Annotated in this window: 25 protein-coding genes and 1 riboswitch; of the genes, 7 read left to right on the top strand and 18 right to left on the bottom strand. The window is 43.5% G+C overall.

All coding sequences use genetic code 11. From position 1 onward, the window contains the following. Positions 1-10: 10 nt before the first annotated feature. Together MHB54_RS18510 and MHB54_RS18505 are read left to right on the top strand one after the other, a co-directional pair. Entirely contained in the window at positions 11-673 is a 663-nt protein-coding gene (locus tag MHB54_RS18510; RefSeq protein ID WP_069080303.1) for a futalosine hydrolase, read from the top strand. Continuing rightward, on the top strand, positions 674-1,531 hold the full coding sequence (locus tag MHB54_RS18505; protein WP_069080302.1) for a 1,4-dihydroxy-6-naphthoate synthase: 858 nt from the start codon (positions 674-676) through the stop codon (positions 1,529-1,531). A gap of 157 nt (positions 1,532-1,688) precedes the next feature. Here the strand turns inward: MHB54_RS18505 and MHB54_RS18500 are convergent, their stop codons facing one another. The 6 genes from MHB54_RS18500 to MHB54_RS18475 all read right to left on the bottom strand — a co-directional run bounded on the left by MHB54_RS18500 (position 1,689) and on the right by MHB54_RS18475 (position 6,971). After that, positions 1,689-2,009 (bottom strand): hypothetical protein, encoded by a 321-nt coding sequence (locus MHB54_RS18500; protein WP_023990165.1) that lies wholly within the window; start codon positions 2,007-2,009, stop codon positions 1,689-1,691. Positions 2,010-2,322: 313 nt separating this feature from the next. Continuing rightward, entirely contained in the window at positions 2,323-2,613 is a 291-nt protein-coding gene (locus tag MHB54_RS18495) for a hypothetical protein (RefSeq protein ID WP_013311821.1), read from the bottom strand. Between the two features lie 18 nt (positions 2,614-2,631). After that, a complete protein-coding gene (locus tag MHB54_RS18490) occupies positions 2,632-2,958 on the bottom strand; it encodes a hypothetical protein (protein ID WP_023990166.1) in 327 nt (108 codons plus the stop codon). A gap of 28 nt (positions 2,959-2,986) precedes the next feature. Next, on the bottom strand, positions 2,987-3,331 hold the full coding sequence (locus tag MHB54_RS18485) for a YkvA family protein (protein WP_048481562.1): 345 nt from the start codon (positions 3,329-3,331) through the stop codon (positions 2,987-2,989). 263 nt (positions 3,332-3,594) lie between these two features. Then, positions 3,595-5,361, bottom strand: a complete 1,767-nt coding sequence (locus MHB54_RS18480; RefSeq protein WP_081326421.1) for an RICIN domain-containing protein — start codon at positions 5,359-5,361, stop codon at positions 3,595-3,597. A gap of 692 nt (positions 5,362-6,053) precedes the next feature. Further along, on the bottom strand, positions 6,054-6,971 hold the full coding sequence (locus tag MHB54_RS18475) for a DMT family transporter (protein ID WP_103049992.1): 918 nt from the start codon (positions 6,969-6,971) through the stop codon (positions 6,054-6,056). Between the two features lie 148 nt (positions 6,972-7,119). On the opposite strand from MHB54_RS18475, the gene MHB54_RS18470 reads away from it, so the two are divergent. Beyond that, positions 7,120-7,998 carry a LysR family transcriptional regulator gene (locus tag MHB54_RS18470; RefSeq protein ID WP_264454558.1) on the top strand — a complete coding sequence of 293 codons (879 nt, stop codon included), beginning with the start codon at positions 7,120-7,122 and terminating at the stop codon, positions 7,996-7,998. Positions 7,999-8,352: 354 nt separating this feature from the next. Next, positions 8,353-9,060 carry a DUF421 domain-containing protein gene (locus MHB54_RS18465; protein WP_071642818.1) on the top strand — a complete coding sequence of 236 codons (708 nt, stop codon included), beginning with the start codon at positions 8,353-8,355 and terminating at the stop codon, positions 9,058-9,060. A 20-nt stretch (positions 9,061-9,080) separates the two neighbouring features. On the opposite strand, the gene MHB54_RS18460 is transcribed toward MHB54_RS18465, so the two are convergent. The 6 genes from MHB54_RS18460 to MHB54_RS18435 form a co-directional block, all read right to left on the bottom strand. Then, complete coding sequence (locus MHB54_RS18460) at positions 9,081-9,524, bottom strand: ferritin-like domain-containing protein (RefSeq protein WP_049828413.1); 444 nt, start codon at positions 9,522-9,524, stop codon at positions 9,081-9,083. Positions 9,525-9,872: 348 nt separating this feature from the next. Continuing rightward, on the bottom strand, positions 9,873-11,447 hold the full coding sequence (locus tag MHB54_RS18455; RefSeq protein ID WP_068941842.1) for a sigma-70 family RNA polymerase sigma factor: 1,575 nt from the start codon (positions 11,445-11,447) through the stop codon (positions 9,873-9,875). Between the two features lie 416 nt (positions 11,448-11,863). After that, complete coding sequence (locus tag MHB54_RS18450; protein WP_068941843.1) at positions 11,864-13,600, bottom strand: ABC transporter ATP-binding protein; 1,737 nt, start codon at positions 13,598-13,600, stop codon at positions 11,864-11,866. 76 nt (positions 13,601-13,676) lie between these two features. Continuing rightward, positions 13,677-14,285 carry a response regulator transcription factor gene (locus MHB54_RS18445; protein WP_068941845.1) on the bottom strand — a complete coding sequence of 203 codons (609 nt, stop codon included), beginning with the start codon at positions 14,283-14,285 and terminating at the stop codon, positions 13,677-13,679. 259 nt (positions 14,286-14,544) lie between these two features. Then, entirely contained in the window at positions 14,545-15,849 is a 1,305-nt protein-coding gene (locus MHB54_RS18440; RefSeq protein ID WP_068941847.1) for a radical SAM/SPASM domain-containing protein, read from the bottom strand. A gap of 491 nt (positions 15,850-16,340) precedes the next feature. Continuing rightward, positions 16,341-16,700, bottom strand: a complete 360-nt coding sequence (locus tag MHB54_RS18435) for a HesB/IscA family protein (protein ID WP_013311832.1) — start codon at positions 16,698-16,700, stop codon at positions 16,341-16,343. 372 nt (positions 16,701-17,072) lie between these two features. On the opposite strand from MHB54_RS18435, the gene mqnE reads away from it, so the two are divergent. Then, positions 17,073-18,179, top strand: coding sequence for an aminofutalosine synthase MqnE (mqnE, locus tag MHB54_RS18430; RefSeq protein ID WP_023990177.1), 1,107 nt, complete (start codon positions 17,073-17,075; stop codon positions 18,177-18,179). A gap of 204 nt (positions 18,180-18,383) precedes the next feature. Then, on the top strand, positions 18,384-19,451 hold the full coding sequence (locus MHB54_RS18425; protein WP_069080299.1) for an NAD(P)/FAD-dependent oxidoreductase: 1,068 nt from the start codon (positions 18,384-18,386) through the stop codon (positions 19,449-19,451). Between the two features lie 118 nt (positions 19,452-19,569). Here the strand turns inward: MHB54_RS18425 and MHB54_RS18420 are convergent, their stop codons facing one another. After that, positions 19,570-19,827: a YuzB family protein gene (locus tag MHB54_RS18420; RefSeq protein WP_023990179.1), complete on the bottom strand. Its 258-nt coding sequence runs from the start codon at positions 19,825-19,827 to the stop codon at positions 19,570-19,572. A gap of 87 nt (positions 19,828-19,914) precedes the next feature. On the opposite strand from MHB54_RS18420, the gene MHB54_RS18415 reads away from it, so the two are divergent. Further along, positions 19,915-20,160: a NifU family protein gene (locus MHB54_RS18415; RefSeq protein ID WP_013311836.1), complete on the top strand. Its 246-nt coding sequence runs from the start codon at positions 19,915-19,917 to the stop codon at positions 20,158-20,160. Positions 20,161-20,252: 92 nt separating this feature from the next. Here the strand turns inward: MHB54_RS18415 and MHB54_RS18410 are convergent, their stop codons facing one another. The 5 genes from MHB54_RS18410 to MHB54_RS18390 all read right to left on the bottom strand — a co-directional run bounded on the left by MHB54_RS18410 (position 20,253) and on the right by MHB54_RS18390 (position 24,892). Further along, positions 20,253-21,017 carry an SDR family oxidoreductase gene (locus MHB54_RS18410; protein WP_023990180.1) on the bottom strand — a complete coding sequence of 255 codons (765 nt, stop codon included), beginning with the start codon at positions 21,015-21,017 and terminating at the stop codon, positions 20,253-20,255. A 143-nt stretch (positions 21,018-21,160) separates the two neighbouring features. Further along, on the bottom strand, positions 21,161-22,003 hold the full coding sequence (locus MHB54_RS18405) for a MetQ/NlpA family ABC transporter substrate-binding protein (protein ID WP_023990181.1): 843 nt from the start codon (positions 22,001-22,003) through the stop codon (positions 21,161-21,163). Between the two features lie 74 nt (positions 22,004-22,077). Then, the gene (locus MHB54_RS18400) at positions 22,078-22,746 is read right to left on the bottom strand and encodes a methionine ABC transporter permease (protein ID WP_025723588.1); all 669 of its coding nucleotides are present in this window, start codon (positions 22,744-22,746) and stop codon (positions 22,078-22,080) included. Next, positions 22,743-23,765, bottom strand: a complete 1,023-nt coding sequence (locus MHB54_RS18395; protein ID WP_053326058.1) for a methionine ABC transporter ATP-binding protein — start codon at positions 23,763-23,765, stop codon at positions 22,743-22,745. The genes MHB54_RS18400 and MHB54_RS18395 overlap by 4 nt, the downstream gene beginning before the upstream one ends. A 136-nt stretch (positions 23,766-23,901) precedes the next feature. Then, a riboswitch (SAM riboswitch) is annotated at positions 23,902-24,041 on the bottom strand. Positions 24,042-24,166: 125 nt separating this feature from the next. Then, the gene (locus MHB54_RS18390; RefSeq protein WP_076159662.1) at positions 24,167-24,892 is read right to left on the bottom strand and encodes a Cthe_2314 family HEPN domain-containing protein; all 726 of its coding nucleotides are present in this window, start codon (positions 24,890-24,892) and stop codon (positions 24,167-24,169) included. Positions 24,893-24,939: the final 47 nt, after the last annotated feature.

The following is a 24,939-nucleotide window of genomic DNA, read 5'->3' as shown; positions in this document are numbered from 1 at the left end:
GAATCAACCGATGGAGCATACAACATCAGATGGACGCATCCTGGTTATGACCGCGGTTGAAGGCGAACGGGAAGCTGTACTGCGGGGCCTGAAAGGCGATACCCGTTTTGTGGTCGAGCTGGCTGGCGTGGGCGCACCGTCCGCAGCGGCTTCAACCGCGCTAGCACTGGCGGCGGCTGGTGACTACCGACTGGTTATCAGCGCCGGAATTGGTGGCGGCTTCGTGGAGGTCGCTGAACTGGAAAGCGTCGTTGTTGCTGACGCGATCATTGCCGCCGACCTGGGTGCCGAGACGGCAGAGGGCTTCAGCAGCGTGGACGAGCTGGGTTTCGGCTCAAGCCGAATTGCCGTGAATGTTGCCACCGCGCAGCGATTCGTTCAGGCGTTGCGTGCCGTTGGACAGACAGCTGTCGCGGGGCCGATCCTGACCGTCTCCACGGCCACCGGTACGGCGGCAACAGCGGAACGACTGGCCAAGCGCGTTCCCGGAGCCGCTGCCGAAGCGATGGAAGGCTACGGCGTAGCCGTGGCGGCAAATAGGCTGGAACTGCCGACGATGGAAATCCGTACGATTTCCAATGCTGTCGGTCCACGTGACCGTGTAGCCTGGCGGATCAAAGAGGCTTTGCAAGCGTTGGAAGCCGCATTTTCTACATTAACGGAGGTTATATAGATGCAAATTGCTTTTTCACCTTGTCCTAACGACACTTTTGTCTTCCATGCCCTGGCGCATGGATTGATTCCGGGCGCACCCGCGCTGGACATTACATTTGCCGATATCGACATCACCAACAATCTGGCGATCACACCAGACGGACTCGATATCATGAAAATTTCGTATGCTGCACTCCCTTGGGTGCTAGATGAATATGCCCTGTTGCCTTGCGGGGGCGCACTGGGCCGGGGTTGTGGGCCGCTCGTGCTGACCAGGGAAGGTTCCACGATCGAAGGCCCGGAAGCCCTGTCTGGCAAGCGTGTAGCCGTTCCGAGTGAACGTTCCACTGCCTATCTGCTGTTCCGCCTGTGGGCAGCCAAGCATGTGCCTGGGGGTGTCGGCGAGATCGTCGTGATGCCGTTCGACCAAATCATGCCTGCTGTCCGTGACGGGGAGATAGATGCCGGACTGGTTATTCATGAAGCACGGTTCACGTATCCGTCCTACGGACTTAGTAAGCAAGTCGATCTGGGGAACTGGTGGGAAGAAGATACAGGGCTGCCGATCCCGCTCGGAGCTATCATTGCCCGCCGTACGCTGGATCTGGATGCGATCACAAACTGGATACGCGCCTCTGTCGAATATGCTTGGAAGCATCCTGAAGCTTCGCGTGAATATGTATTGTCTCATGCGCAGGAACTTTCACCCGATGTCGCCCAATCGCATATCGACCTTTACGTAAACGATTTTACCGCCAATCTGGGCGACAGCGGATATGCCGCCATCGAAGCTTTGCTTGGTCGCGCTGCGCAGGCAGGGCTGGTACCTTCGTTTGATTTAGCCCAACTGCGCCCTACTTCCACAACAACACGTTAAAAGGGACAGACATGCCATGCATGTTTTCATGCTGAATAGAGTAGTTTAAACATATAAAACCTCCCGAACGAGCACATGGCCTAGCCAGGCGCCCCATTCGGGAGGTTTTATCATTTCATATGGCGAATCCTCATTCGGACTCGCTTGATCCTTATTCTTAGTTCTGTTCCTGCTCCACAACCTCGGTCTTAAATACGTTATCCAGTTTGGTACCCAATCTTTTGACCAGCGGCACCTTGATATCCCGGCTCAGCTCCTTGAAAAAAGCGTCCATGTCACAATTAATCTTATCCAACACGACCTTCACGGTACCCTCTTCCAAGATCTGCTCATTCAGATCCTCCGGTACGGTAACCGAGATATCATACTTCTTGCTTAACGTTTTAATGTAGCGGGTAAAGATTTCGATAAGCTCCTCATTGTTGAACTTCTCAACTGCAACTTGCCCTTTGTTAGTAAATTTCAAATTCACTCTCACGTTAGCATTTCCCCTTTTCCTTTTGACCATTTATTTTGGATAAACGTTGAACCTTTCAGAGGCTCTTCAAAGAAAGGGCCTTACCGGTCGTTTTAGACTCTTGTCCTTTGATATACTAAGTATAACACATTAAGGCCGTTTTCATTTCCCAACTTGTCGTTTTATGATAAAAAATGATACAATTTGCGCATTTTCAGCATAAATTCTTTCTTTTCATGCCAATCATTAGAAATAGTTTATACACAAATACACAAAAAAACGCCTATCTCGCAAAAGAAAGACGTTTCCGTATAGATGCCTAAGTGGTATGCATTTACAGAGGTTTCGTACATTCCCAACCGTGTGAACGATACTCACGCACAGCGTCTCGTATATCCTCAATATCATCAGAATGCAGCAAAACGGCAGGTAGAATTACCCAATATTCATTCTCCGCTAGATCAATAAATACGTCCTCGACATCGTAATATTGCATATCGCCAAATGCCGTATCCCTAATTTTCTGTCCAACCAAAGGTGTAAACTGGGAATCAAATGTTTTCATCACCTTCGTATATTCCTTCACGCCCGTTGCCGAGATCTGCTGTGAAATAATGACGCTCAATGCTGTTACCTCCCTGACCTAATAATGCTCATTATACCCTTCTCTCAGACCTTCTACAAAACCTTGTGCAAAAAAAATCATAAAAATCAATAGGCCGATGCCAATAGCTACGGAGCTGATTACGATAATGAAGATCCCCTGCGTGTCTCTTTGTTCCATCTTTTTAGTCAAAATTCCGAAAACAAGACCTATGATCCCCAACAAGCCTCCAACGACAAAAAAACTAAATACGAACCCCAAACCTGCAAAAATCCAGCCAAATAGAGCGAGCACCCAGCCCTGCGGCTGTGGCTCACTCTGTTTCATCTGCCAGCGTTCCCTCGCTGTAGGTGTATATCTGTCCATTCCTTAGCTCCCCCGCTCATTGCATCTCTTAAGAAAAAAATTCGCTCGCCTTCTCCCGATGGACAGGCTTGATATGCATGTCCAACACTTTCAAAGCTGCCAGCACAATCCCCGCATCATCTGTAAAACCCAACATTGGAATAACATCTGATATAGCATCTAATGGAGAAATAAAATACGCTAAGGCTCCGAATGCTACCCCTTTGGCATACAGAGGCGTTTCAGGATCTATCGCACAATAGTACATAGCCACCGCATCCTTCACAAAGGGAACTTTTCCAGCCGTGGACTTTACCTTATTGAAAAATCCCTTTTTCACCTGTTCTTCCTGTTTTGGATCATACTTGGCTTTGGTTACGTCAAAATCCTTCATAGGTTCCTCCTCTTGCTGACTGGTGAGTTTGAAAGTGCCACCTTCCCGCTTACCAAGCGGATAATTTTGAACCGTCATTTTCACTAACTCAACAGACTTATAGTCATATTTTACTATGACCTCCTTTGATATTCTAGTATATTTTTCCTATTCCTTGCTCCTATGTATTTGTACATGCTTTTGCTTACGATTCCAGAACAAACTAAACGACCTTTCCCATTAGAATTTCGAGAAAAGGCCGTTACTAAAACAATATGAATCTTTTACTGTTTACCGTTGCTATAAATCGTGCTTAACTTGGATGTTGCTCTGATGCCATTCGGACCTTCAATAATGGCATGTCCTTGTTCAGTATAGCTCGATCCTGCCCAGTCGTTTGACATATCCAAATATTCTAGACCTGATCCATTTCCTTTCCAAGACCATCCAAGATAACCTACACCTTTTTGTTGGGCATAACTCATAATGGTGGCCTCGTCAACATCACCATTTGTATGCTTGATTCCGAATTCTCCAATGATGAGAGCTAGATTTTTGTTTAATACATTGTCAATATTGCTTTTTACTGTTTCGGCATTTCCCCCAGCGTATTCGTACATATGAATGGAGAACATCGTATTTTTAAGCGGATCGGCATCAAACACTTGCGTTCCGTAGTCAAAAATCGACTTCGGATATTGCCCCCACCCAGCGGCGTCAACCATAATGGTATTTTTGATGCCAGCATTTCTTAGCTTTGGAATAACTGATTTGTACCCCTGTGCCCAGCCGTTCCCATCCCAAGTACCAAACCATTCATTCGCGATGTTGAGAATGACTGTATTTTCTTTTCCAATCAGTGCACTTTTCATTTCAATCCAGTAATCTGCGATTTTATTCAACACAGCAGCATTATCATTTCCCGTACCATCATGTACTTCAAGGATAACAACCAATTTGTTTTGTTCTGATAAAGTGATCAGGTTTTGCAACGCTGACAAATCATCTTTCGTCCATTGTTGACCGTCAGACAGCACGATTCTAATCGTGTTCGCTCCGGTTTTGGCAATTGCAGGTATCGCAACCGACTCTTGACCTTTGTACCAAGTGTAAGCGTGATTAACTCCTCTCATGACAAAGGGATTTCCGTTGCCATCATAAAGCGTCGTACCTTTAACATAAAATCCTGTATTTTGAGAGGAGTCGGAACTTGTTGTTACTTTTAAGACATTACTTGGTTCCGAAATATTGCCTGCTGCATCTTTCGCTTTTACAGTGAAGTTGTAGGATGTGTTCGCAGTGAGACCCGTCACTGTATAACTTGTTGTGGTGCTCGTGCCTACCAGATCTGTTCCGTTATAAATAACGTAGCCAGTTACACCTACATTGTCTATTGAGGTCGTCCATGTAAGAGTGACAGATGTGCTCGTCTTGGATGAGCTTTGGAGGTTTGTTGGGGCGGTTGGAGGTGTCGTATCTGTTGTCGTATCAATCTGTGTGAATCTCCACCTTTGCTGAGCGCTACCGTTGTCGGCCCATTGTTGAACGTTTGCACCGTCATGGGTATAACCACCGACAACATCCAATGCTTTACCACTAGATTGCGAGATCAGCTTATAATATCCACCACCAACGTCAATGATTTTCCATTTTTGCTGAGCGTTCCCGTTGTCTGTCCATTGTTGAACGTTCGCTCCGTCATGGGTATTACCACCGGCTACATCCAATGCTTTGCCACTAGATTGCGAGATCAGCTTATAATATCCACCACCAACGTCAACCACTCTCCACTTCTGTTGCTCCTTTCCGTTATCGGTCCATTGTTGAACATTCGCTCCGTCATCCTTTGATCCCCCTTCAACTTCCAGGCTTTTTCCGCTATGCTGTGCAGTAATTTTGTAAACAGCATCTGAAATAATATCCGATTGGGCAGACGGTGTTGAATTAAGCGCTAGATTAGTAACTCCATCATTGTTAGCGCTTACAATCATGGTCGGCAATATATAAACAAGCATACTCAACGAGATCAAACACGACAATAACTTCTTCATTTTGTAACCTCCAGGTAACCAGCGTTACAATTCACCGTTTGCTCGAAGTTTCCAACATTTCTATTTAACTGCATCTCGACTTACCCCTCTCCCTTAGCTTATATATTCAAATTTCCATCCCTTAGGCACGTACTACGATCTCTCCCTTCCGGCCATAATTCGGAAAAGAAAAAAGAACCAAAAAGAGCTCTATCCTAATATTAGGTAAACGCTTTCAATTATTCCAAACTAATTATGTGATTGGGAAATGAATTCTTACTCATTCTAGTTTACGTTATACTAAATGTCAATTGTTAGCATAACAAAAATACGTAAAATACAATAATTATAAAAAACAAATATCCTATAAACATAACAAATCAGTGATATTGAGTACCAAGGTTCTTCCATTACCTCCTTTTTTGCTCTGAAAAAATTATATTCATTGTTTTTTTTACACAAGGACGAAAAATAGAAAAAAACAAAAACATTTAACTTCATTTTGTTAGTCTAATGTTTTTGGAACAACCATCTTGTTAGCTAATTTTAGCACGACAAACCTCTACCATAAATTTAAATTTTTTCGATGATCTTGAATAGCATAGCAAATGAGTTCTTTGAAAATCATAGTTAAAAAAAGCACGCTATATTGGTACTACCAATATGCGTGCATGAAAGAAGATATTGAAGTTCTTCTTGATCCATCACCCCCGTTAATCCTCAAATGTATCACCGTTCTGATCCTTGGTGGATAACTCTATTCTTTCTTTAATATTTACCAGATACACACTGCCTGCAATCAGCACCAGCCCCACAACAAACGTCAAAGTAAGTGATTCATTGAGCATTACCATACTAAAGACCGTGGACAGCACCGGAATCATAAATGTATATGAGCCGACGGTTCCCGCATCTCCGTTGTCGATCAGTTTAAAATAAATCATCCAGCCCATTGCAATTACAAATATCGAAATAAACAATAAAATCGCGATAAAAGAGGTCGTCCAGTGAATATCGCTCCATTTCTCGGTCGTAAATCCAATCCCATTGAGTATGATCCCCCCAAAAATGAGCTGCATCGTCACCGCCCAAATGGAATCCAACTGCTGGCTTTTTTTCTTCATATAAATCGTTCCGAGCGCCCAGCACAGTCCTGAAGCTAGCCCCAACGCAATGCCCAGTACCGATAAATGCCCTGCCATTCCACCAGAGCTAATCACGATCACCCCGCCAAAACCCAGTACCAGTCCAATGACCTTCAGGGGAAACATGCGCTCCCCCAACCACATCCAGGAGAATAATCCCAACAGGATCGGCTGAAGGAATACTAAAGTGGAAAATAACCCAGCAGGCAAATAACGCAGCCCTACCGTCTGCAAGCCATAGTAGCCTGCAATATTAAATATGGCCAGCACAAGATAAGTCCACCCATTCTGTCTAAGGCGCAAGGTTTCCCGGCGACGCATAGCGAACAACAGTAGAATCACACCACCCAACAGGGTGCGGATTCCTGAAAAAAATATCGGCGGCGTATCTGGCAAAGCCAGCTTGGTCAACGGCCAGTTGATCCCCCATACCATCACTAATATCAAGACAAGCCACAGTGTAGCTTTAGGTGTTAATTTTTTCATAGATGTCTTCTCTCCCTTAGATTTTCATCGCTCATTGCTACCGACTAAAATCTGAATAGCCGTTTGCAAAGTTTTGCTTTACTAGCGTATACTGTGATCACTAATAAATAAAATGAATGTTTTCAATAAGGGAGATAACTTTTCACTTATGACCATTACTCAAATTATGATCTTCGTTCGCGTAGCTGAAACGCTAAGCTTCACCCAAACTGCTCATGAGCTGCATATGACGCAGCCCGCGGTCAGCCATGCCATCGCCAGCATCGAAAACGAGCTGGATGTTCAGCTATTGCTGCGCGACCGAAAAAAAGGAGTGCTGCTGACAGACATCGGGCACAAGGTACTGCTGCAATTCCGTATGATGCTGCAAAGCATGGAAAAGGTACAGCAGCAGGTGGCTGCTGAAAAAGGTCTAGACGTGGGCACGATCACGATCGGTGCCTTTCCTTCTGCCTCAGCCTATTTTCTGCCCCCGATTATTCATCATATTCGTCAGCATTATCCGAACCTTGTTTTCGACCTACATGAAGGCTCCACGAATGAAGTCAAGGAGTGGGTTCATACCAGAGAAATCGAAGCGGGTATCATCCTGCTACCAGACCCTCAGGTAGATGTCATCCCTTTATGTCAGGATGACATGGTTATTCTCCTGCCAGACGGTCACCCTCTACAATCGCACAACAAAATCGCCATTCGAGACTTGAATGAGCAGGATATGATCTTTTGTAAAGGTGGACATGAGGTCGCCATTATGGAAGGTTTTGAACGCGAGCAAAGTCAGTTGCAGGCACAGTTCATTACTCATAATATCAGCACCTTGGTCAGCATGGTTCGACAGGGACTAGGTATGGGTATTGTTTCTTCACTTGCCTTGTCCACGTTCCCTCATAATCTGACCGTCAAGGAGACTTCACCTCTGATCACACGGCAAATCGGTATCGCTGTACCATCTCTGCACAATGCTTCACTTGCTGTACAGTTATTTGTGCGGACCGCGCAGGAGCTATTTACGGATTCGAAGCAGTAGAAGCATTGGATCATGATCATAAGGAGGTCTATTCATATGCAGAGAAATCAAATCATTCGACCAAATAGCTAAATTTCTAACCCATTTCAGGTGGTTTTAGGGAAAGACGGAAACAATTCGTGGGGCCGAAATAATTGGTTGCCTATGCTGGACTACGACAAAGAGCAAATCAAAAATTAAAGGTCTATTAAGAAAAGAAAAAGAAAGAAGGCAAGCCTTACAAGGTAGCTCGGATCGCCTGCGCCAACAAGCTTATACATCACATATAATGCATTAATTCCACTGGTATATTATTCTAGTGCAGCGGGTAACCTATACTGAATACCTGCAATTTTTAAACTAGGAGGGTTTTGCATGGACCATCTCGTTATTTTGATCAGAAGTTTCTCTGCATTCGTTATACTCATGCTAATTGGTAGAATATTGGGGAAGCAAACCCTCTCCAATATGAACTTTCACGAATTCGTGACGGCGGTCATATTAGGGGCTATAGCAGCCAACTTTGCCTTTAACGAAAAAATAGAAGTTGTCCACCTATTAATAGCCCTGTCTGTTTTTACAATTACTTCTTATGTTTTATCCAAGTTTTTTTTGAAATTCAGAAACTTTAAGATGTGGACAGAGGGAGCACCCACCGTGCTCATAGAAGGAGGGTTCATTCTCGAAGATAACTTAAAAAAAAATAATATGACATTAGATTCTTTAAATCAACAGCTTCGCCAGAAAGAAATTTTTAATATAGAAGAAGTGGAGTACGCCCTCCTTGAGATTAACGGAAAACTATCTGTTCAAAAGAAAAAGGAACTGCAAGCCGTGACATTAAAAGACCTGCAGTTGAATGCAGGTAATGCCACACAGTTCCCAATTGAGCTTGTAATCGACGGACAGCTTTTACATGGCAATTTAAACTCCAATCATATTCCCGAATCATGGCTGCTGTCTCAACTGAAGGCACGCGACAAAAAGTTAGAGGACGTATTCTATGCCGTTAAAGGCAGCAACGGCCAACTCTATGTGGATGAATATAAGGATAAAATCCAGCATCCAATTGATGTGGAGTAGTATTGACTTTCGATCAATAGTTACCTGAGATTCAACGTAATCAGATAATTGTATTTGGCAGCGTGCTTAAGCTCATCCAATATGATACCGTACACCGTGTCCTTATAGATGCCAGCAGGCAATCCAAACCAGATGTTGCGGTATCGTTCCACCGCACCCAACTCTCCCATCAAGGCGCGCTGTAAACCTTCTGTATAAGATTGCACCCTCTCATATTGCTCACTACTGATGCCTGCAATTTCTTGTCCTGTCAAAGCCCGATACATCTCTCTGAACATTTTATTGTGGCCGCGCTCATCGTTACGGATGCTTTCAATAATAGCCACCTGCTCTTGTGAGGGAGCCAAATTGATCAATTCATCGTAGAACAACTCATCGTTACGCTCCCCTTGTACCGCTTCCTTTATCATTTGTACTGCTTTCGGAAATCCTGTGTTCCAGATAGGTACAAAATTGGCCCGCATATAGTATGAATTTCCCCAGTAAGAAGGTACTTGATACAAGTTTATCTCCTCCCGATGTTAGTTTTTAGAAAGTATATGCGCATCTGCCCATGTCGGTTCCTAGCATTAGGAAAATATACTGATGATAGCTAACACCGGGGAAGAACTCACTAAAAAATCAATTACAATTTGTGTCCTAGTTGAAAGTGCTGCATCTATTGCTATAAGCTACAGAGAAATAGACGAGGGACTCCTTGACAAACATTAGCTGGTTTTCTTGTCTTAATATGGTCTACTAAAAAATAAAAAAGAGTTTTCCATAAACGGAAAACTCTTTCGCACTTTAAACAAACTGCTTCTATACTTTCTTCAATGTCGGACCAATCCACCAGCCAAATCATCCCATCGCCAAGAAACCTCATGTCCATGGAGATGCAGCCCCCCAAACCACTCGTCGATCCCTTGAACTGCAATGCGGTCCGCTGATCCATTCAGTACCTCATTACCCAACTCTGTCAGAATTACCTTTCGGTTCAGAAAATCCGGAATTTGTCTGAAATCCAAGCTGGCCTCATCCCCGTCAATGATCAGCAAAGGATGTTCGCCTTGCGCCAAAGCACGAATAAATTTCCAGTATTCGAGATCACCCATCCCAAGCACATGCAGGACGTCAGTTACCTGACGAAACAATTCCAATGGCGTATTCACTCCATTATGAACGGCCTGAAGCGTGGTCTGTTCCACAATGCCAAGACCATTCTGCTGCGAGGGCAGCCGCTTGAGATGCGCTGTGAAGGCTTCATAGGCAAAAGGCAGGCCGGATGCTGCCAGTTCTGCCTTCTTGTCTTCCAGCAGATTAGCCATTTGAACAGGATCAGGAGAAGCATACGCCTGCCAAAGCTCGCTTCCAAGCTCCATTTCTTGCCGCCCAATAGTCCGCCAGGTCCCGGATAATGTTTGAAGCTGTGCCGGAGTGAGCTGTCCCAGACCATGAAACCGTTCGATTCCCGGAAACTCCCCAATACAGAGCAGGCTCAGCTTCGTGCGGCCCAGTTTCTGTCTTTTGAACCAGTGGAGCAGATAGGCGAGCATGCTCTGATCAAACAGGTCATGCTCAAACCACAATACGACTTCATCATACTTAATAAACTCTCGAAGTTTCTGCTCTTGTTCCTCACAGCTCGTAATATATTTGCTGGCCGGAATACCCATCGTTTCTTCCAGGACCTGGGCCCGCAGTACCCGTTCTTCAGCCCCCGCTGGATTTGTAAATATCGGTCCTGCCGGATATACCTCTCTCCATACAAGCACGTCACCTTGTACAACACCCTGCTTCAACATGTCACCTACAACATCACCGTTAACAATATGTAGCATGTTTTGCCCTCCCTCATACAAATGATTGAACACGGAAACGAGGTCGGCTACCGGGAGTGTACCTTTCAACTTTCGGCGGGCATCGTGCAGCCGCTTCTTAAGCGTCGGGACCGGAGTGCCCAGATAATCGGAAATTTCCTGCAGAGAGTAGCCGTAAAAATAAAACAATCGCAGAGGAACGCGCAGCTTGGCAGACAGTGCCTTCACCGATTGTTGCAGAACTTGACTCTCCTCCCTACGCTCCGCAATTTCTGCTACACCCGGTACTCCTCCGGAAACCTGCACAGCCTCTTCCAGAGGAAGCATCGAATGATGCTTGCGCCGCAGCATCCTCTGGCACTGTCTTACCACAATGGTCTTGAACCAGCCTGGAAAAGCGGACGGGTTCTGTAGCTTCTCCAGATTCTGATAAGCCTCTATGAACGCATCCTGCACGGCATCTTCCGCGAGATGAACATCCTTCAGCATGTCATAGGACACCGCATAGGCCATCCCGCGAAAATGCAGCATCAGCTGACCGAACGCTTCCGCATCCCCTAGCCGCGCCTTTTCAACCCACTCCCTCATACGTTCCTAGCCTCTTTTCTTTCGTGTTCTTAATCTTAAGTGCTGGCTTAGTGGGGAAAGGTTACAAATCATGTTGATGGAAAAATGAAATGATTGATAAATAGCGTCACTGAATACAGCTGTACACAGCAACCATATTAACAGATTCTTTCTCAAAAGAAGCATAAAGTAGCTACAGGTTGTTGGTTTTCAATAGAAATATATCATCCTTTATTTTTCACGAGGTTAAGCTCAATTCCATTATCCCTATCCTTCTGCATTAAAAGCGCATACTAAAATTATAGAGAAGATAAATTATCACTATAAGAAGTTATGCAATAACAAATGCTGATTAAATGTACAGCCATAAAAAAACACTAAAAGGTGCCCGCCTTTAATTGGCAAGCACCCATTTAGTGAGTCAATTTAAAAACTAATTAATTTACCACGTAAGAGATTGGGCTGTCTTTATGTTGTGTCATTGTCGACTCCTCTGCCAATCCATACATATGATAGAAGCAACCCTGAAGCTCTATTAATTCACAAAATGTCCCTTTCTCTATAATTGCTCCATCAGCGAATACAAATATCATATCATAGCGCTCTAATACTGGTTTTGATAACCGATGAGTAACCATCACGCATGTAGTATTGTCTAAATTCAGAACTGTTTCTTCAACAGCATTTGCTGTTTCCTGATCAAGTGACGAAGTCGGCTCATCCATTAACAATAGGGGAGTGCGACGTATTAACGTCCTTGCTATGGCTATTCTTTGCTTTTCACCTCCAGACAAAAAACTTCCTTTCTCTCCAACCTGTGTCTCCATTCCATTGGGTAGCTTATTAATTAGCATACTCAGACCAGATTTTTGAATAGCATCTTCAATTTCCTTATCAGAAAACATCTGGTGTAATACAATATTTTCCTTAATGCTACTATCAAATAAAAAAACATCCTGATGCAGGACAGACTCCAGTCTGCACCAATCCTCCATATTGATTTCCTTTAAATCTACTTCATCAATACTGATCCTGCCTTTGTAGTTCTCATATTGCTTCATTAAAAGCCGTAATACCGTTGATTTTCCTGACCCGCTCGGCCCGACTAAGGCATACTTCTTCCCTAACTCCAAATCCATATTTAATCCATGTACATTATAGCAGTCATCTTTATAACCAAAAGACACTTCTTTTAACGATACTTTATCCTGGATAGTCGGTTTGCGAATGTAAATCTTGTCCTGTTGCTCTGTATGTAAAAGTTGTGTAATCTTTGCCGAGATATCACGTAACGACTTGATTTGAGTTATATATTGAATACTCATTTGTATCGGATTAACGATGCTATTAGTTAGTTGAACACAAGCAATCATAGTTCCCAACGTGATAAGCTGCCGTAAAGTAAGGAAACTCCCAATAATAAATACTGAAATAAACATAAATCCACCAAATACTTCACTAATAGAGGTAACCCAAGCACTCAATTTCTGAAATCTATATTTTTGATTTTCCGTCTCCTGATTAATACCATCAAATTGTCCTTGTACATGCCCCTCAATGCCAAAGCTTTTAATAACTGCAAATCCTGAATACATATCATTCGTATGAATCATAAATTTTTCTAAAGCTTCAACTACTTTTCTCTTACAATTTACAAGTTTCTTTTCAAACATTCGAGGGATAAACATAGATGACAGTGTTAATAAGACAAGGGCTATGACAATTGTAGGACTGAGTAAAAACATCGCTAACAAAGATGCTGAAAAAGATATAAATGTCCCAATTAACGAGAATATATTTTTAAAATAATCATCTTCAATCATCTTTATATCATTACTAAAAATAGAAATATACTTGGCGCTATGATTTGAAGAAAATTGTGTTAGACTTTTATTTAAAATATGCTCAAATACAATTTCTTTTAGATTAAGCATGGTCTTCCTCATATAAGAAGCATGAGATAAATTCGTTAGTAATCGAAGTATTGCACCCAGAATGATTAAAAATACAGCCAAAAAAGCTGATTTAACAAATTCTTGTTCACTTCCGGTTGTAACAGTGTCTACCAATTTCTTAAAGATAAAAGCCATATACATATTCATGAGACTTGATAAAGTGATGCAAATGATAAGTAATATTAACTTAAATCTATACTTAAACAAAAAAAGCTTCATCACTAACCCCCATTAGAATATATTTTTGCTGATCATTGACTGCGAGATTTTTCTTGTATATTTTAATTTATAATTTTCACACATTAATCATCCCTCTATTTTTAGCAGCAACTACAGCTTCTAATCTCGAATGCACCTCAAATTTATTAAAAATATTAGTTAAATAATATTCCACAGTCCTTTGACTAACACAGAAGATGACAGCGAGTTCCTTATTGCTTTTCCCCTCTGCGATGCATTCCAAAATAGACCGTTCCTTGTTGTTGAGCACTACATAATCCATTACTCCTTCACGGTGATGAAGTTGTTTTAATAAGGCTACGGGTAAAACGGAAATACCGTTTAACACGTTTCTTATAGTCCAAATTAGTTGATCGTGCGAAGGATTATTTTCAATAAATGCTATAACGCCCAGGTTTAAGAGTTTATCCATCATTGTATATGTATGAACCTGTCCAATAAATAGTATGGGTATATCCTGAATTAGATGGATACATTCCAAATCTACAGGAAGCATTTTATTCAAATGATAGATACATAGATTAAAATTATATTTAGTTAAGTTCTCTTTTGCTTCCAAAATAGTTCTGATAAGTGTGACATGTATATATTGATCTTGTTCAATCCACGACTTGGTAACCTCTCCTGATTCAGGATGATCATCAATAAGTAAAATGCTGTACATTTGACTAACCTCCTGCGTATTTTATACTTACTAATATAATTCCTCGACAAAGTAGCTAAATAACCGCCTGTCTACTAAAGATAAACAGGCGGTTTCATAATAAAGAAGATTACCAGGAGAAAATAATGCAACCATGATAATACCAACAAGTACTGGCAGGTTCAACAGAACTTTGGGCTGCTTTTGGCTCTACAATCCAACGCATATTTCTCACCTCCTTTCAAAACTACAAAAGAGCGAAATAATAGAAAGTTAATACTTATACTTCAAGTCGGTGATAATTAAATTTAAGCATTTCACCTAAATTGTACTTGTACTCACAACAAACAGGCTGTTTGTCGATACTTTCAAACGCTTGCTGGGCACAACCTCCGCCACATAACGGCAGTACTGAGCAACTTCGGCATTTTTCAATTTTATATGGGGAATAATTAAGCCACTTCTCCGTACGCTCATTAGAATTTATACCATTACTAATATGACCTATCGCATAATTTGAGTTTCCTACCGTATTCCAGCATTTTTGAATCCAGCCATCTGGCTGCACTACAATTGAATTATCTGCAATAGCAGCACAAACAACAGGTACATATTGAGGGTAATAAGAAATATTAAGCCCTTTTTCCAATGCTTTCTCATACAAGCTCAGAATAACTCCAGAGAATTCTTGATTGGCAAAGCAGCTATTACTACTTGAACAACCTCCTGCCACATAATCAGTGGTGGCAGAAAAATAAATATTCACTTTTCCCCTAAAGTCTTGCTGCCCTAAATAATCCATATAATCTTCCATTGAAGCTACGTTGTTCAAATCTACATTTGAGCGTATATTAATGTGAATAAAATCACATGAATCTCTAATATTATTTATTATTTGATCAAATGTCCCTTGTTGGTTCGCCAAAACCCTTCTTTTATCATGATTCACCTTATTACCATCGATCGTAATTTGAATACTTTTCAAACCCAAATCTCTTAAAATAACGGCACGACTTTTAGTTAATAAATATCCGTTGCTAACCATGTAGTGCGCTATTTCAATATGTTTCAGCGCTGCCATAGTATTCATTTGATCCATGAGCCGAGTAACCTTTTTAAATTCAAGTAATGGTTCTCCGCCTGTCCAATTGACAGTAATATGTTTCAAATCTGTAGCTTCCATTGCACTTTCTATATATTTCAAAATATCTTGCTGAACTTGATCAGTGAAAGAATGATTACCTGTTTTCTCAGTCAAATTTTCATAGCAATAAGAGCATCTGAAATTACAATTAAACGTAGGTAAAATTGTAAGATGTAATGTGCTTTTTTGATATCTAGTTGTAGTGAATGACTTCTCCATTATCTCTAATTCATTAACGGGATTCAGATATAAAAATCGTCCTTGTATTAAATGTTCTAACTCTTCACAATTCGTTAGATAGGAAAAATCTTCATTAACGAGGGCATCGTATAAGTCCTTCTTTATTTCTCCTAACCCGTTAGTCAGGCTATTATATATTAAGTATTTCCCTTCTCCTTCCTCATCTAGTTTCAAGTACTCGTTGTAAGAAGAAATTTTCATGTGTACCCCTTCTATCATTTAGTATTAAGTACTAGATTGACCTACTTCCACAATGCACTGAACTAAATAACTATTTATTACATCATTTTACATCAGAATAATCATTAACCATTCATTCATCTATTTGATTATATTTTACCATTATCTTTCTTAAAAATCACCGCAAATTAACCGCAAATTATAAATAAAGCAAAGATAAAATCATAGAGTGTAAGACAGACTATTTAACAAAAGTGGCCCTAGTTCCCCTGTTTCTACCCACTGGCAGAAACGAAAACACAAAAAACCTCCATAACGATATAGTACGGGACTATACCGCTGGAGGTCTTAACTCACAAACCTAAAATAAATATTTACATTTCGTAATTGTTAGCGTTCATCATGCAAGATTGTACGCGCTCAAGCACACTCAATAACCACACATAATCTGCAATTTTTTGTATTAATTATCGTTCAGATTTATTTTCATACCACCACTCGAAAAACCTGAATTAACAAGGCTCTTCGTTCGGTTTCCCGGCATCCGTAGCTGTACGGAAGCTTGAACCACAGCCGCATGTAGCTACAGCATTTGGGTTATGAATCGTGAAGCCGCCTGACATTCCAGACTCTTCAAAGTCGATTTCCAGACCGTCCAGGTAGCGGATGCTTTCCTTTTCCACTACAATCTTCATATCCTGTACGTTCATATATATATCCTGATCCGTCTCGTTGTCGTCAAAGCCCATTGCATACGAGAATCCAGTGCAACCACCCGGCGTAACACCCAGACGTAAAAACATATTCGGCGTTTCCTGCTGCTCCAGCATATCTTTCAAACGCTCAGCAGCGGAATCGGTGATGTTAATCATAGCTCCATCCTCCTCTTTTACTTCATGTTCTCCTTCAGTATACTCCACTATTAGCAGGTGCTCAAGTCATGGAATGTCCTTCCCTTACAGGCTTAAAGACCTGTTTTTCTATTCGTTTGTATTGAACACCGGTGGTGTGAGGTTTATAATAGGTGAAGAGTGTGTAAAAGAAACTGTCGGAAATTTGTCATTTCAAAGGCGATATTTTGAGACATTCATCATTGTAGCCTGGCATTGTAACATTTTTCACATATCGTATATCCGCGCTGCCGGATTCTTACCGACGGAACGGGACATCCTGTGCGCACCTAGCGCTTGTGCCGCTGATTTAGCGGACAGCCTCGCACAGAGCAACTTGAAGGAGGAATAGGCATGTCCACATTAGTTACACCTTTTACAGACCGCAGAATGGCGGAAATTGTAGAAAAGGTACAGAACGGTATTCGTTTAAACCTTGAAGACGGTATATATTTGTATGAAACTGACGATATCCTCACACTGGGTCAGTTGGCTAACGAAGCTAATTTACGCAAGAACGGAAAAAAGGTTTATTTTATCGAAAACATGAGCCTGTACTTCACCAATGTATGCGAAGCGCGCTGCGCGTTCTGCAATTTCCGCAAGGATCAGGGGGAGGACGGCTCTTATACGTTGTCCGGGCAGGAAATGATTGATTATGTAGAGCAACACATCCATCCGGGGGTAAGAGAATTTCATATCGTCGGTGGTCATAATAATCATGTGCCTTTCCAATACTATGTAGACTCATTGAAGGCGCTGAATGAAAAGTATCCCCACGTTACACTGAAAGCTTACACTGCAGCGGAAATTGACTTTTTCACACGCATAAGCGGCTTGAGTATTAAAGAAGTGCTTCAGGAGCTGCAAAAGGCTGGACTTCAATCCCTGACTGGTGGTGGCGCGGAAATCTTGTCCGACGAATATCGGAAGAAGATGCGTGTTACGAAAGCCAACGTGGACCGCTATCTCGAAGTACATCGCACGGCCCACAATCTCGGCATGAAAACTCATACGACTATGCTGTACGGTTCGGTCGAATCGTATCAGGATCGTATTGAACATATGCTGCAAATTCGCGAATTGCAGGACGAAACGAACGGATTTATGGTATTTATTCCACTGTCCATGCAGCCGAAAAGCAAAAACGCCAACATCATGCGTCGTAACTCCGCTTACGAGGATCTCAAAACCATTGCGATCAGCCGCCTGATGCTGGACAATATCGACCATGTCAAAGCTTACTTCATTAATATTGGCCCGCAATTGACGCAGGTCGCTCTCACCTTTGGCGCATCAGACGTCCATGGCACGATTGTGCGTGAGCAGATCAGCCATGCCGCAGGTGCGTTAACCCCTGCCGGATTGACCCGTAAAGAGCTAATCTGGCTGGTCAAAGGTGCAGGACGCATACCTGTAGAACGGGACACCTTCTATAACGAAATCGAAGTTTTCGAATAAATGTAATATCGGATTCAGATTTCCCGCGAGCATTTCATCCCCATTACTCACACCATGCAGCATCATGCTGCCTCGGAATACGCTGGTCTGCCTGACAAAGGCAGGCCCGATTCTCGGGTTTTATAACAACAAAAACTTGTGTTTGATCGATAAGACACCAGACCATTTGCCGGGGACACGGTAGCGAAAGGAAGGCGGATTTTGATGAAAAATTTCGTTATTCTGGGGGGCGGCTATGGCGGCCTTACCATTGCCAAAGAATTGCTGGATAAACACATTCCCGACGATGTTCAAGTTATTTTAGTGGATCGAATGCCCTTTCAGGGGTTGAAAACAGAGTACTATTCCCTAGCGGCAGGTACGGTTTCTGATTTTGATTTGCGGGTGCATTTTCCAGATGAACAACGTCTTATTCGCAAATATGGAGAGGTCACCTCGATGGATCTGGAGAATAAGATTGTCCATTTTCAAGACGGTGAACCCTTGCCCTATGACCAGCTTGTCATTGCGTTGGGTTGTACCGACCGCTTTCACAATACACCAGGGGCTGAGGAACACAGCTGTACGATCCAGTCATTTAACCATACTCGCCAAACCTATCTGCGCTTGAACGAAATCAAGCCATATGGACATGTTCATATTGTAGGCGGCGGTCTTAGCGGTGTTGAGATTGCTGCGGAGTTACGTGAAAGCCGCACGGATTTGAATATTACCATTATGGATCGGGGCGAGCGGGTGCTGTCGGCATTCCCGCAACGTTTGTCTGCCTATGTACATGCTTGGTTCAAGGAGCATCAGGTAAATGCGCTGAATCATGTTGCGGTTTCCCGTATTGAGCCGGGGGCTATTTATAACCGTGACGAGCAAATTGTAACGGATGCAGTGGTATGGACGGCTGGGATTCAGCCGGTAAAAATTGTGCAGGATTTAGCCGTCCCTAAAGACCCTCAGGGTCGTATCGTGCTCAACGAGTATTATCAAATACCAGATCATCCTGAGGTGTATGTGGTCGGAGACTGTGCGAGCCTTCCCTACTCTCCAAGCGCTCAGGCGGCAGAAGTGCAAGGGGAGCAAATCGCACACATTGTACGCGACCTGTGGAAAGGTCAAACGCCTCATCCGCATCCTTTAAAGCTGCGCGGTACATTAGGCGCACTTGGCAAGAAGGCCGGGTTCGGCTATGGCTTTATGGGCAGTACCTCATTGCGCGGACGAGTACCACGCCTGCTTAAAAGCGGCGTGCTCTGGAAGTCCAAACGCCATTTTGGCTAACCGCATGCTCAACAAACAAAGAAGACCCGCTCCCAGAGCAGGTCTTCTTTGTTTGTTGAGTGTATGATGATGTATATTTCCTATACAAAAGGAAGCTGGTTAAACGGACCATTCTATTTCAATCCAAATCTAGGTTATCCCATGCTTCAGCTTCCTTAATTTTGTTCATAATCACTTCGTACAGAAGCTCTGCTGAATCTGCGGATACAATCTCACCGTTGACCATCGCATAGGGTTCGGCGTTGCACTGACCACAATTGCTTAGGCATCCGTATTCAATCACATCATAATCTGGATTCTGCTCCAGCTTGGACATGATTTCATCGGTACCCCAATGCATATTACTGGTGCAAAACTCAATAATAGGCCTTAACATTTTTTCACCTGCTTTGGATGACGGGCATTTTAATTTGGCCCGCTTTGTAATATAATAATAAAGGTATAGGAAAGGAGTTGAATTCTAATGAGCGAAACACAAAGCGTTCAAATGTATGACGAAGTAGCAGATGTACTGGATAAGCTCCGTCCGTTCCTGCAACGCGATGGTGGCGACGTTGAGCTGGTTGACGTTGAAGACGGCATCGTTAAGCTGAAGCTGGTAGGCGCTTGCGGCAGTTGCCCAAGTTCCACAATCACGCTGAAAGCAGGGATTGAACGCGCTCTTCTCGAAGAAGTCGACGGCGTCCAAGAAGTGGTACAAGTATTCTAATGCTTGATGCATAATGATCATGAGAGTCTTGACTTCGGTAACGAAGCTCAAGACTCTTTTTTGTATTACAGCGTCTGAAGGATCACTTAAGCTTATATGGTTGGCCGAATGGGATCTAAACCTCCCGATACATCCATAATATTGCCTGTTATAAAATCCGAATGCTCCTCACATAAATAGGCGATCACTCGTGCAATGTCCTCTCCGCTCCCCGGACGTCCACGCGGTGTCTCTTTATCCTGCATGCCGATGACATCGGCGATTGACATTTCCTTATTTGCTCCTCGGATGTCCCCTGGACAGATCATATTGACCGTAATGCCATAAGGAGCTTCCTCCACAGCCAGTGACTTCGTAAAAGACACCAGCCCCACCTTGGCGGCTGCGTAGACGGCACGATGCGGCCAAGCCCTTGCTTCTCCAGCATGACCAAAGCCAAAATGAATAATACGTCCCCAATGCTGGCTACGCATGTGGGGCAATACCAAATGATCCAGCAACATGGTACCGACCAGATTTCCTTGTATCATGGCATGAATCTCAGCCACACTGTAATCCGCAAACAGACGGCGTTCCCGGATGAACGGTCCGGCATTGTTCACCATAATATCGACTCCGCCCAGCCGATCCTGTACTTCACCAATCAGCCTCGTGATATCTTCCTGAACAGAGATATCCCCTTGTAAAGACAGGCAGCGTACTCCCTTAGACTCAATCACCCGCTTAAGCGCTTCGGCTTCTGCTTGGCTATGCACATAATTTAGCGCAATATTACAGCCTTCATCCGCCAGACGCAAAGCGGTCGTTTTACCTAAACCTTTGGCACTGCCGGTTATGAATGCGACTTTATCTCTCAACAATTTTCCTCCTGTTCACAGAGAACGGTCACCCCCAAGTATAAAATATTTAAGCTTCCCCTACAACTCCATCCAAAAAGAAACCCCAGTCCTCTTGTTCAAGAGAATCTGGGGTTTGCGTGCAATGCGTTCTCGTTCCCTGCTTAAAATGCTGGAATAATCGCGCCTTGGTATTTATCTTCGATGAATTTTTTAGTTTCTGGAGATTGCAAAGCTTTGATTAGCTTCTGAATCGCTTCGGAATCTTTATTATCAGGACGTGCTACCAGAACGTTAGCATAAGGAGAATCTTTATCTTCCAGTGCCAGTGCATCCTTCGTTGGATTCAGCTTCGCTTCCAGAGCGTAGTTCGTGTTGATCAACGCAATATCCACTTCAGGCAACTGACGTGGCAGCATAGCCGCCTCAAGCTCCTTGAATTTCAGGTTTTTCTTATTTTCAGTAATATCTTTTACCGTAGCTTCAATGTTGCTTGCGTCTTTCAGCTTGATCAGACCTTGTTTCTCCAACAAGAGCAATGCGCGGCCTCCGTTTGTCGCATCGTTCGGAATGGCTACAGTTGCGCCATCAGGGATTTCATCAAGCTTTTTATATTTTTGGGAGTAGATACCGAATGGCTCCAAATGAACTGCGCCCACAGAAACCAGATCCATTTTGCGCTCTTTGTTCATCACATCCAAGTAAGGTACATGTTGAAAGAAGTTAGCATCCAGTTGCTTGTCAAACAATTGTACGTTCGGCTGTACATAGTCGTTAAACTGAACGACTTGGAGACGAACCCCTTCTTTTTCCAACTGAGGCTTGATCGCTTCCAAAATTTCCGCATGCGGCACAGGAGAAGCTCCAATTTTCAGCTCCACTTCACGTGGTGATCCGCCTGTATTTTCGGTCGCATTGTTTGTATCCGATGTTGTGCTCTTTGTACCGCAAGCCGCCAGCACCGCAATTAATGTCAAGCTTAGTACAGCCAATACCCATTTCTTCATGTTATTACCCCTCCAATAATTTGTAATATTCAGGATCAGACGTCCTGATCAATAAGGATATCTATATGTTTTCCCTATTTTCGAGTATAATGCCGCACGAGACGATCTCCCGCCATTTGCAGCAATTGTACCAATACGACCATCAGCACGACCGCAACGATCATGACAGCCGTTTCATAACGATAATAGCCGTAGTTGATAGCCAGTGTACCCAGTCCACCGCCCCCGATCATCCCGGACATTGCCGTGTAGGATACGAGTGTAACGACGGTAATGGTTAATGCAGCGAGCAGACCCGGAAGTGCCTCACGTAACAGCACACGCCGGATAATTTGTCCTGTCGAGGCACCCATCGCTTGTGCGGCTTCAATGACGCCCTTGTCCACTTCACGCAGAGACGTTTCGACAAGACGTGCGAAGAATGGGGCAGCCCCAATAACCAATGGTGGAATGGTTCCCAACACCCCGGTCGAGGTACCTACCAGCGATCGTGTAAAAGGAATAAGTGCAACGATCAAAATGATAAATGGTACGGAACGTAAAATGTTAACGATGAATGATAATACAATGTATATCACCTTCATCAGAGTTAACGAGGAGCGACTCGCCAGAAACAATAATATGCCGAGCGGCAAACCAATAATGAGGGTGAACAATGCGGATGCCCCGAGCATCTGAAGGGTTTCCAGCGTAGAATTCCCTAGCTCTTCCCAACTCACTTGTGAAAAATCAAGTTCGCTCATTGTCCGATCACCTCCACATCAAGTCCTTGCCCAGACACTTCGCGCAACGTATGCTCTATATCTTCATGGTTTCCTTCAAAACGAACGATCAGCTGTCCATAGGGTACATTTTTAATCGTAGATATGGTTCCCTGCAAGATCGCAAAATCAACACCAGTGCTTCGAGCCGTACGCGATAGAATCGCATCATATGTTTTACTGCCCAAGAAGGAGATACGTACCACCTGCGCCGACTCGCCGCCACCTGCTGCCGCAATCGCTGCTTGCAACTCCTCGGGATGTTCTGACTCCCGTTGGATAAAGTCCTTGGTTACCTGGTGCTGTGGCTTCAAAAATACTTCCGCCACTGGGCCTTGCTCCACGATGTCGCCCTGATGAATGACGCCAACTCGATCACAAATGCTTTGAATGACATGCATTTCATGTGTAATCAGCACGATGGTTAAATTAAAGCGCTGATTAATATCCAACAGCAATTTCAGGATAGACCCCGTCGTCTGCGGATCAAGCGCAGAAGTCGCTTCGTCACACAGCAATACATGAGGATCACTAGCCAGCGCCCGTGCAATTCCTACCCGCTGCTTCTGTCCACCTGAGAGCTGTGACGGATACTTTCCACTGTGTTCTTCCAGACCCACCAGTTCCAGCAGCTCACGAACTTTCATGTCCAGCTTTTCCCTGGGAGTGTTTACCAACCGCAAAGGAAATGCAATATTGTCATACACCGTTGCCGAAGATAACAAATTAAAATGCTGAAAAATCATTCCGATTTTTCGACGTTGCTTCTGTAACTGGGATTGACTCACAGTAGCGAGGTTTACCCCGTCTACCCATACTTCACCTGAAGTAGGGCGTTCCAATAAATTAATACAGCGGATCAATGTACTTTTCCCCGCCCCGGAGTGACCAATCACTCCGAATATTTCTCCACGCTTTATAGAAAGATTCAACCCAGATAGCGCATTAACGCGTCGGTTGCCTTTGCCATAATGCTTGGTTAACTGCTTAAGCTCTATCAACGTGCTGCGACCCCCTTCACTTCTTCCTTACCCTTTTAACCAGTTGTCATCTCTCAGAATTGTATAAAATCGCTATTTATTTATACAAAAAAGAGCCCCTTTCACAGAATGAAAAGGGCCCCACCTTGCGAACCTTTTCTCATCTGCCAAAATCGCTATAACTCTAGCGGTTTTGTAGGAATTAGCACCATCATGTTCCCTCCCAGTGTATTACACCGGGAAAGAACGGGTTGCCGGGCTTCATCGGGCCAGTCCCTCCACCTCTCTGGATAAGAAAAATATGTTAAACTCCAGCTTTAGCTGTCCGTTAAGTTTATATAAAAAAACATAATTCAAGCATTTTTCTGAAACTAGGTTTCAGTATAGATAGTTTACATTGCTTTGTCAAAGGATATTTTCTATCATATTTTTGGGCGTACTGCCCGATTCTCCCATTGTTTCGCAGTATAAGTAAAGGCGTTTGACAGCGACCGACATACCATTTCCAAGCCCTGCTGCAAATCTTCCAAATGGTGATCGAGGTCCTCCAGTTGGATTTTTCCATACAAAGCTCGGTGTCGTTGCCAGAGATCATCCTGCATTTCCGTATTCATATAGTGTATCTCCGTATTCCGACGCTTACGCAGCCGATTGATGGCATCGTTGTAAGTATCCTTGATATCAATTAAATTATCGGTCAATACAGGATGCATTTTGAGATACTTGAGCTGCCGCAACACGGTAAAATAAGAATAGTGCGCCTTATACTGCCCTGTTTTTAAATCATACAGATCATTTAGCCAGTTACCCAGCTTATCCAAAATAGAGAAAACCCGAACAAACCCATCTTTATAAAAGAAAACATATAACGCATAATCGGATTTTTCATCCTCACTCATATCTTCAGCATATCCGGCTTTCACTTTCATACGGAAAAAGGCGGAAGCATGATGGCTCTGCTCCAGTTCATCCAGAGATGACATTAGACCGCGTGTTAAAATATCCGCCTTCCGAAAATCGTGGGTCGGATCTCCACCAGCCTGAATTTGCCGCTCCAGCAGGTTCAACATAGCTGACATGCTATTCATGGCATCTAGCAGGATGCCTTTGTTCACACGTGGTGGCTCACCCAGTAGCTTGCGTATCATGCTTACGCCTCCTTATAAATGTAAAATCCGGCTGTAGGTTTAATTAG

Source organism: Paenibacillus sp. FSL M7-0802 (assembly GCF_038004945.1).
GTDB lineage: Bacteria > Bacillota > Bacilli > Paenibacillales > Paenibacillaceae > Paenibacillus > Paenibacillus polymyxa_B.
This window is presented reverse-complemented; position numbering and strand designations above follow the sequence as displayed.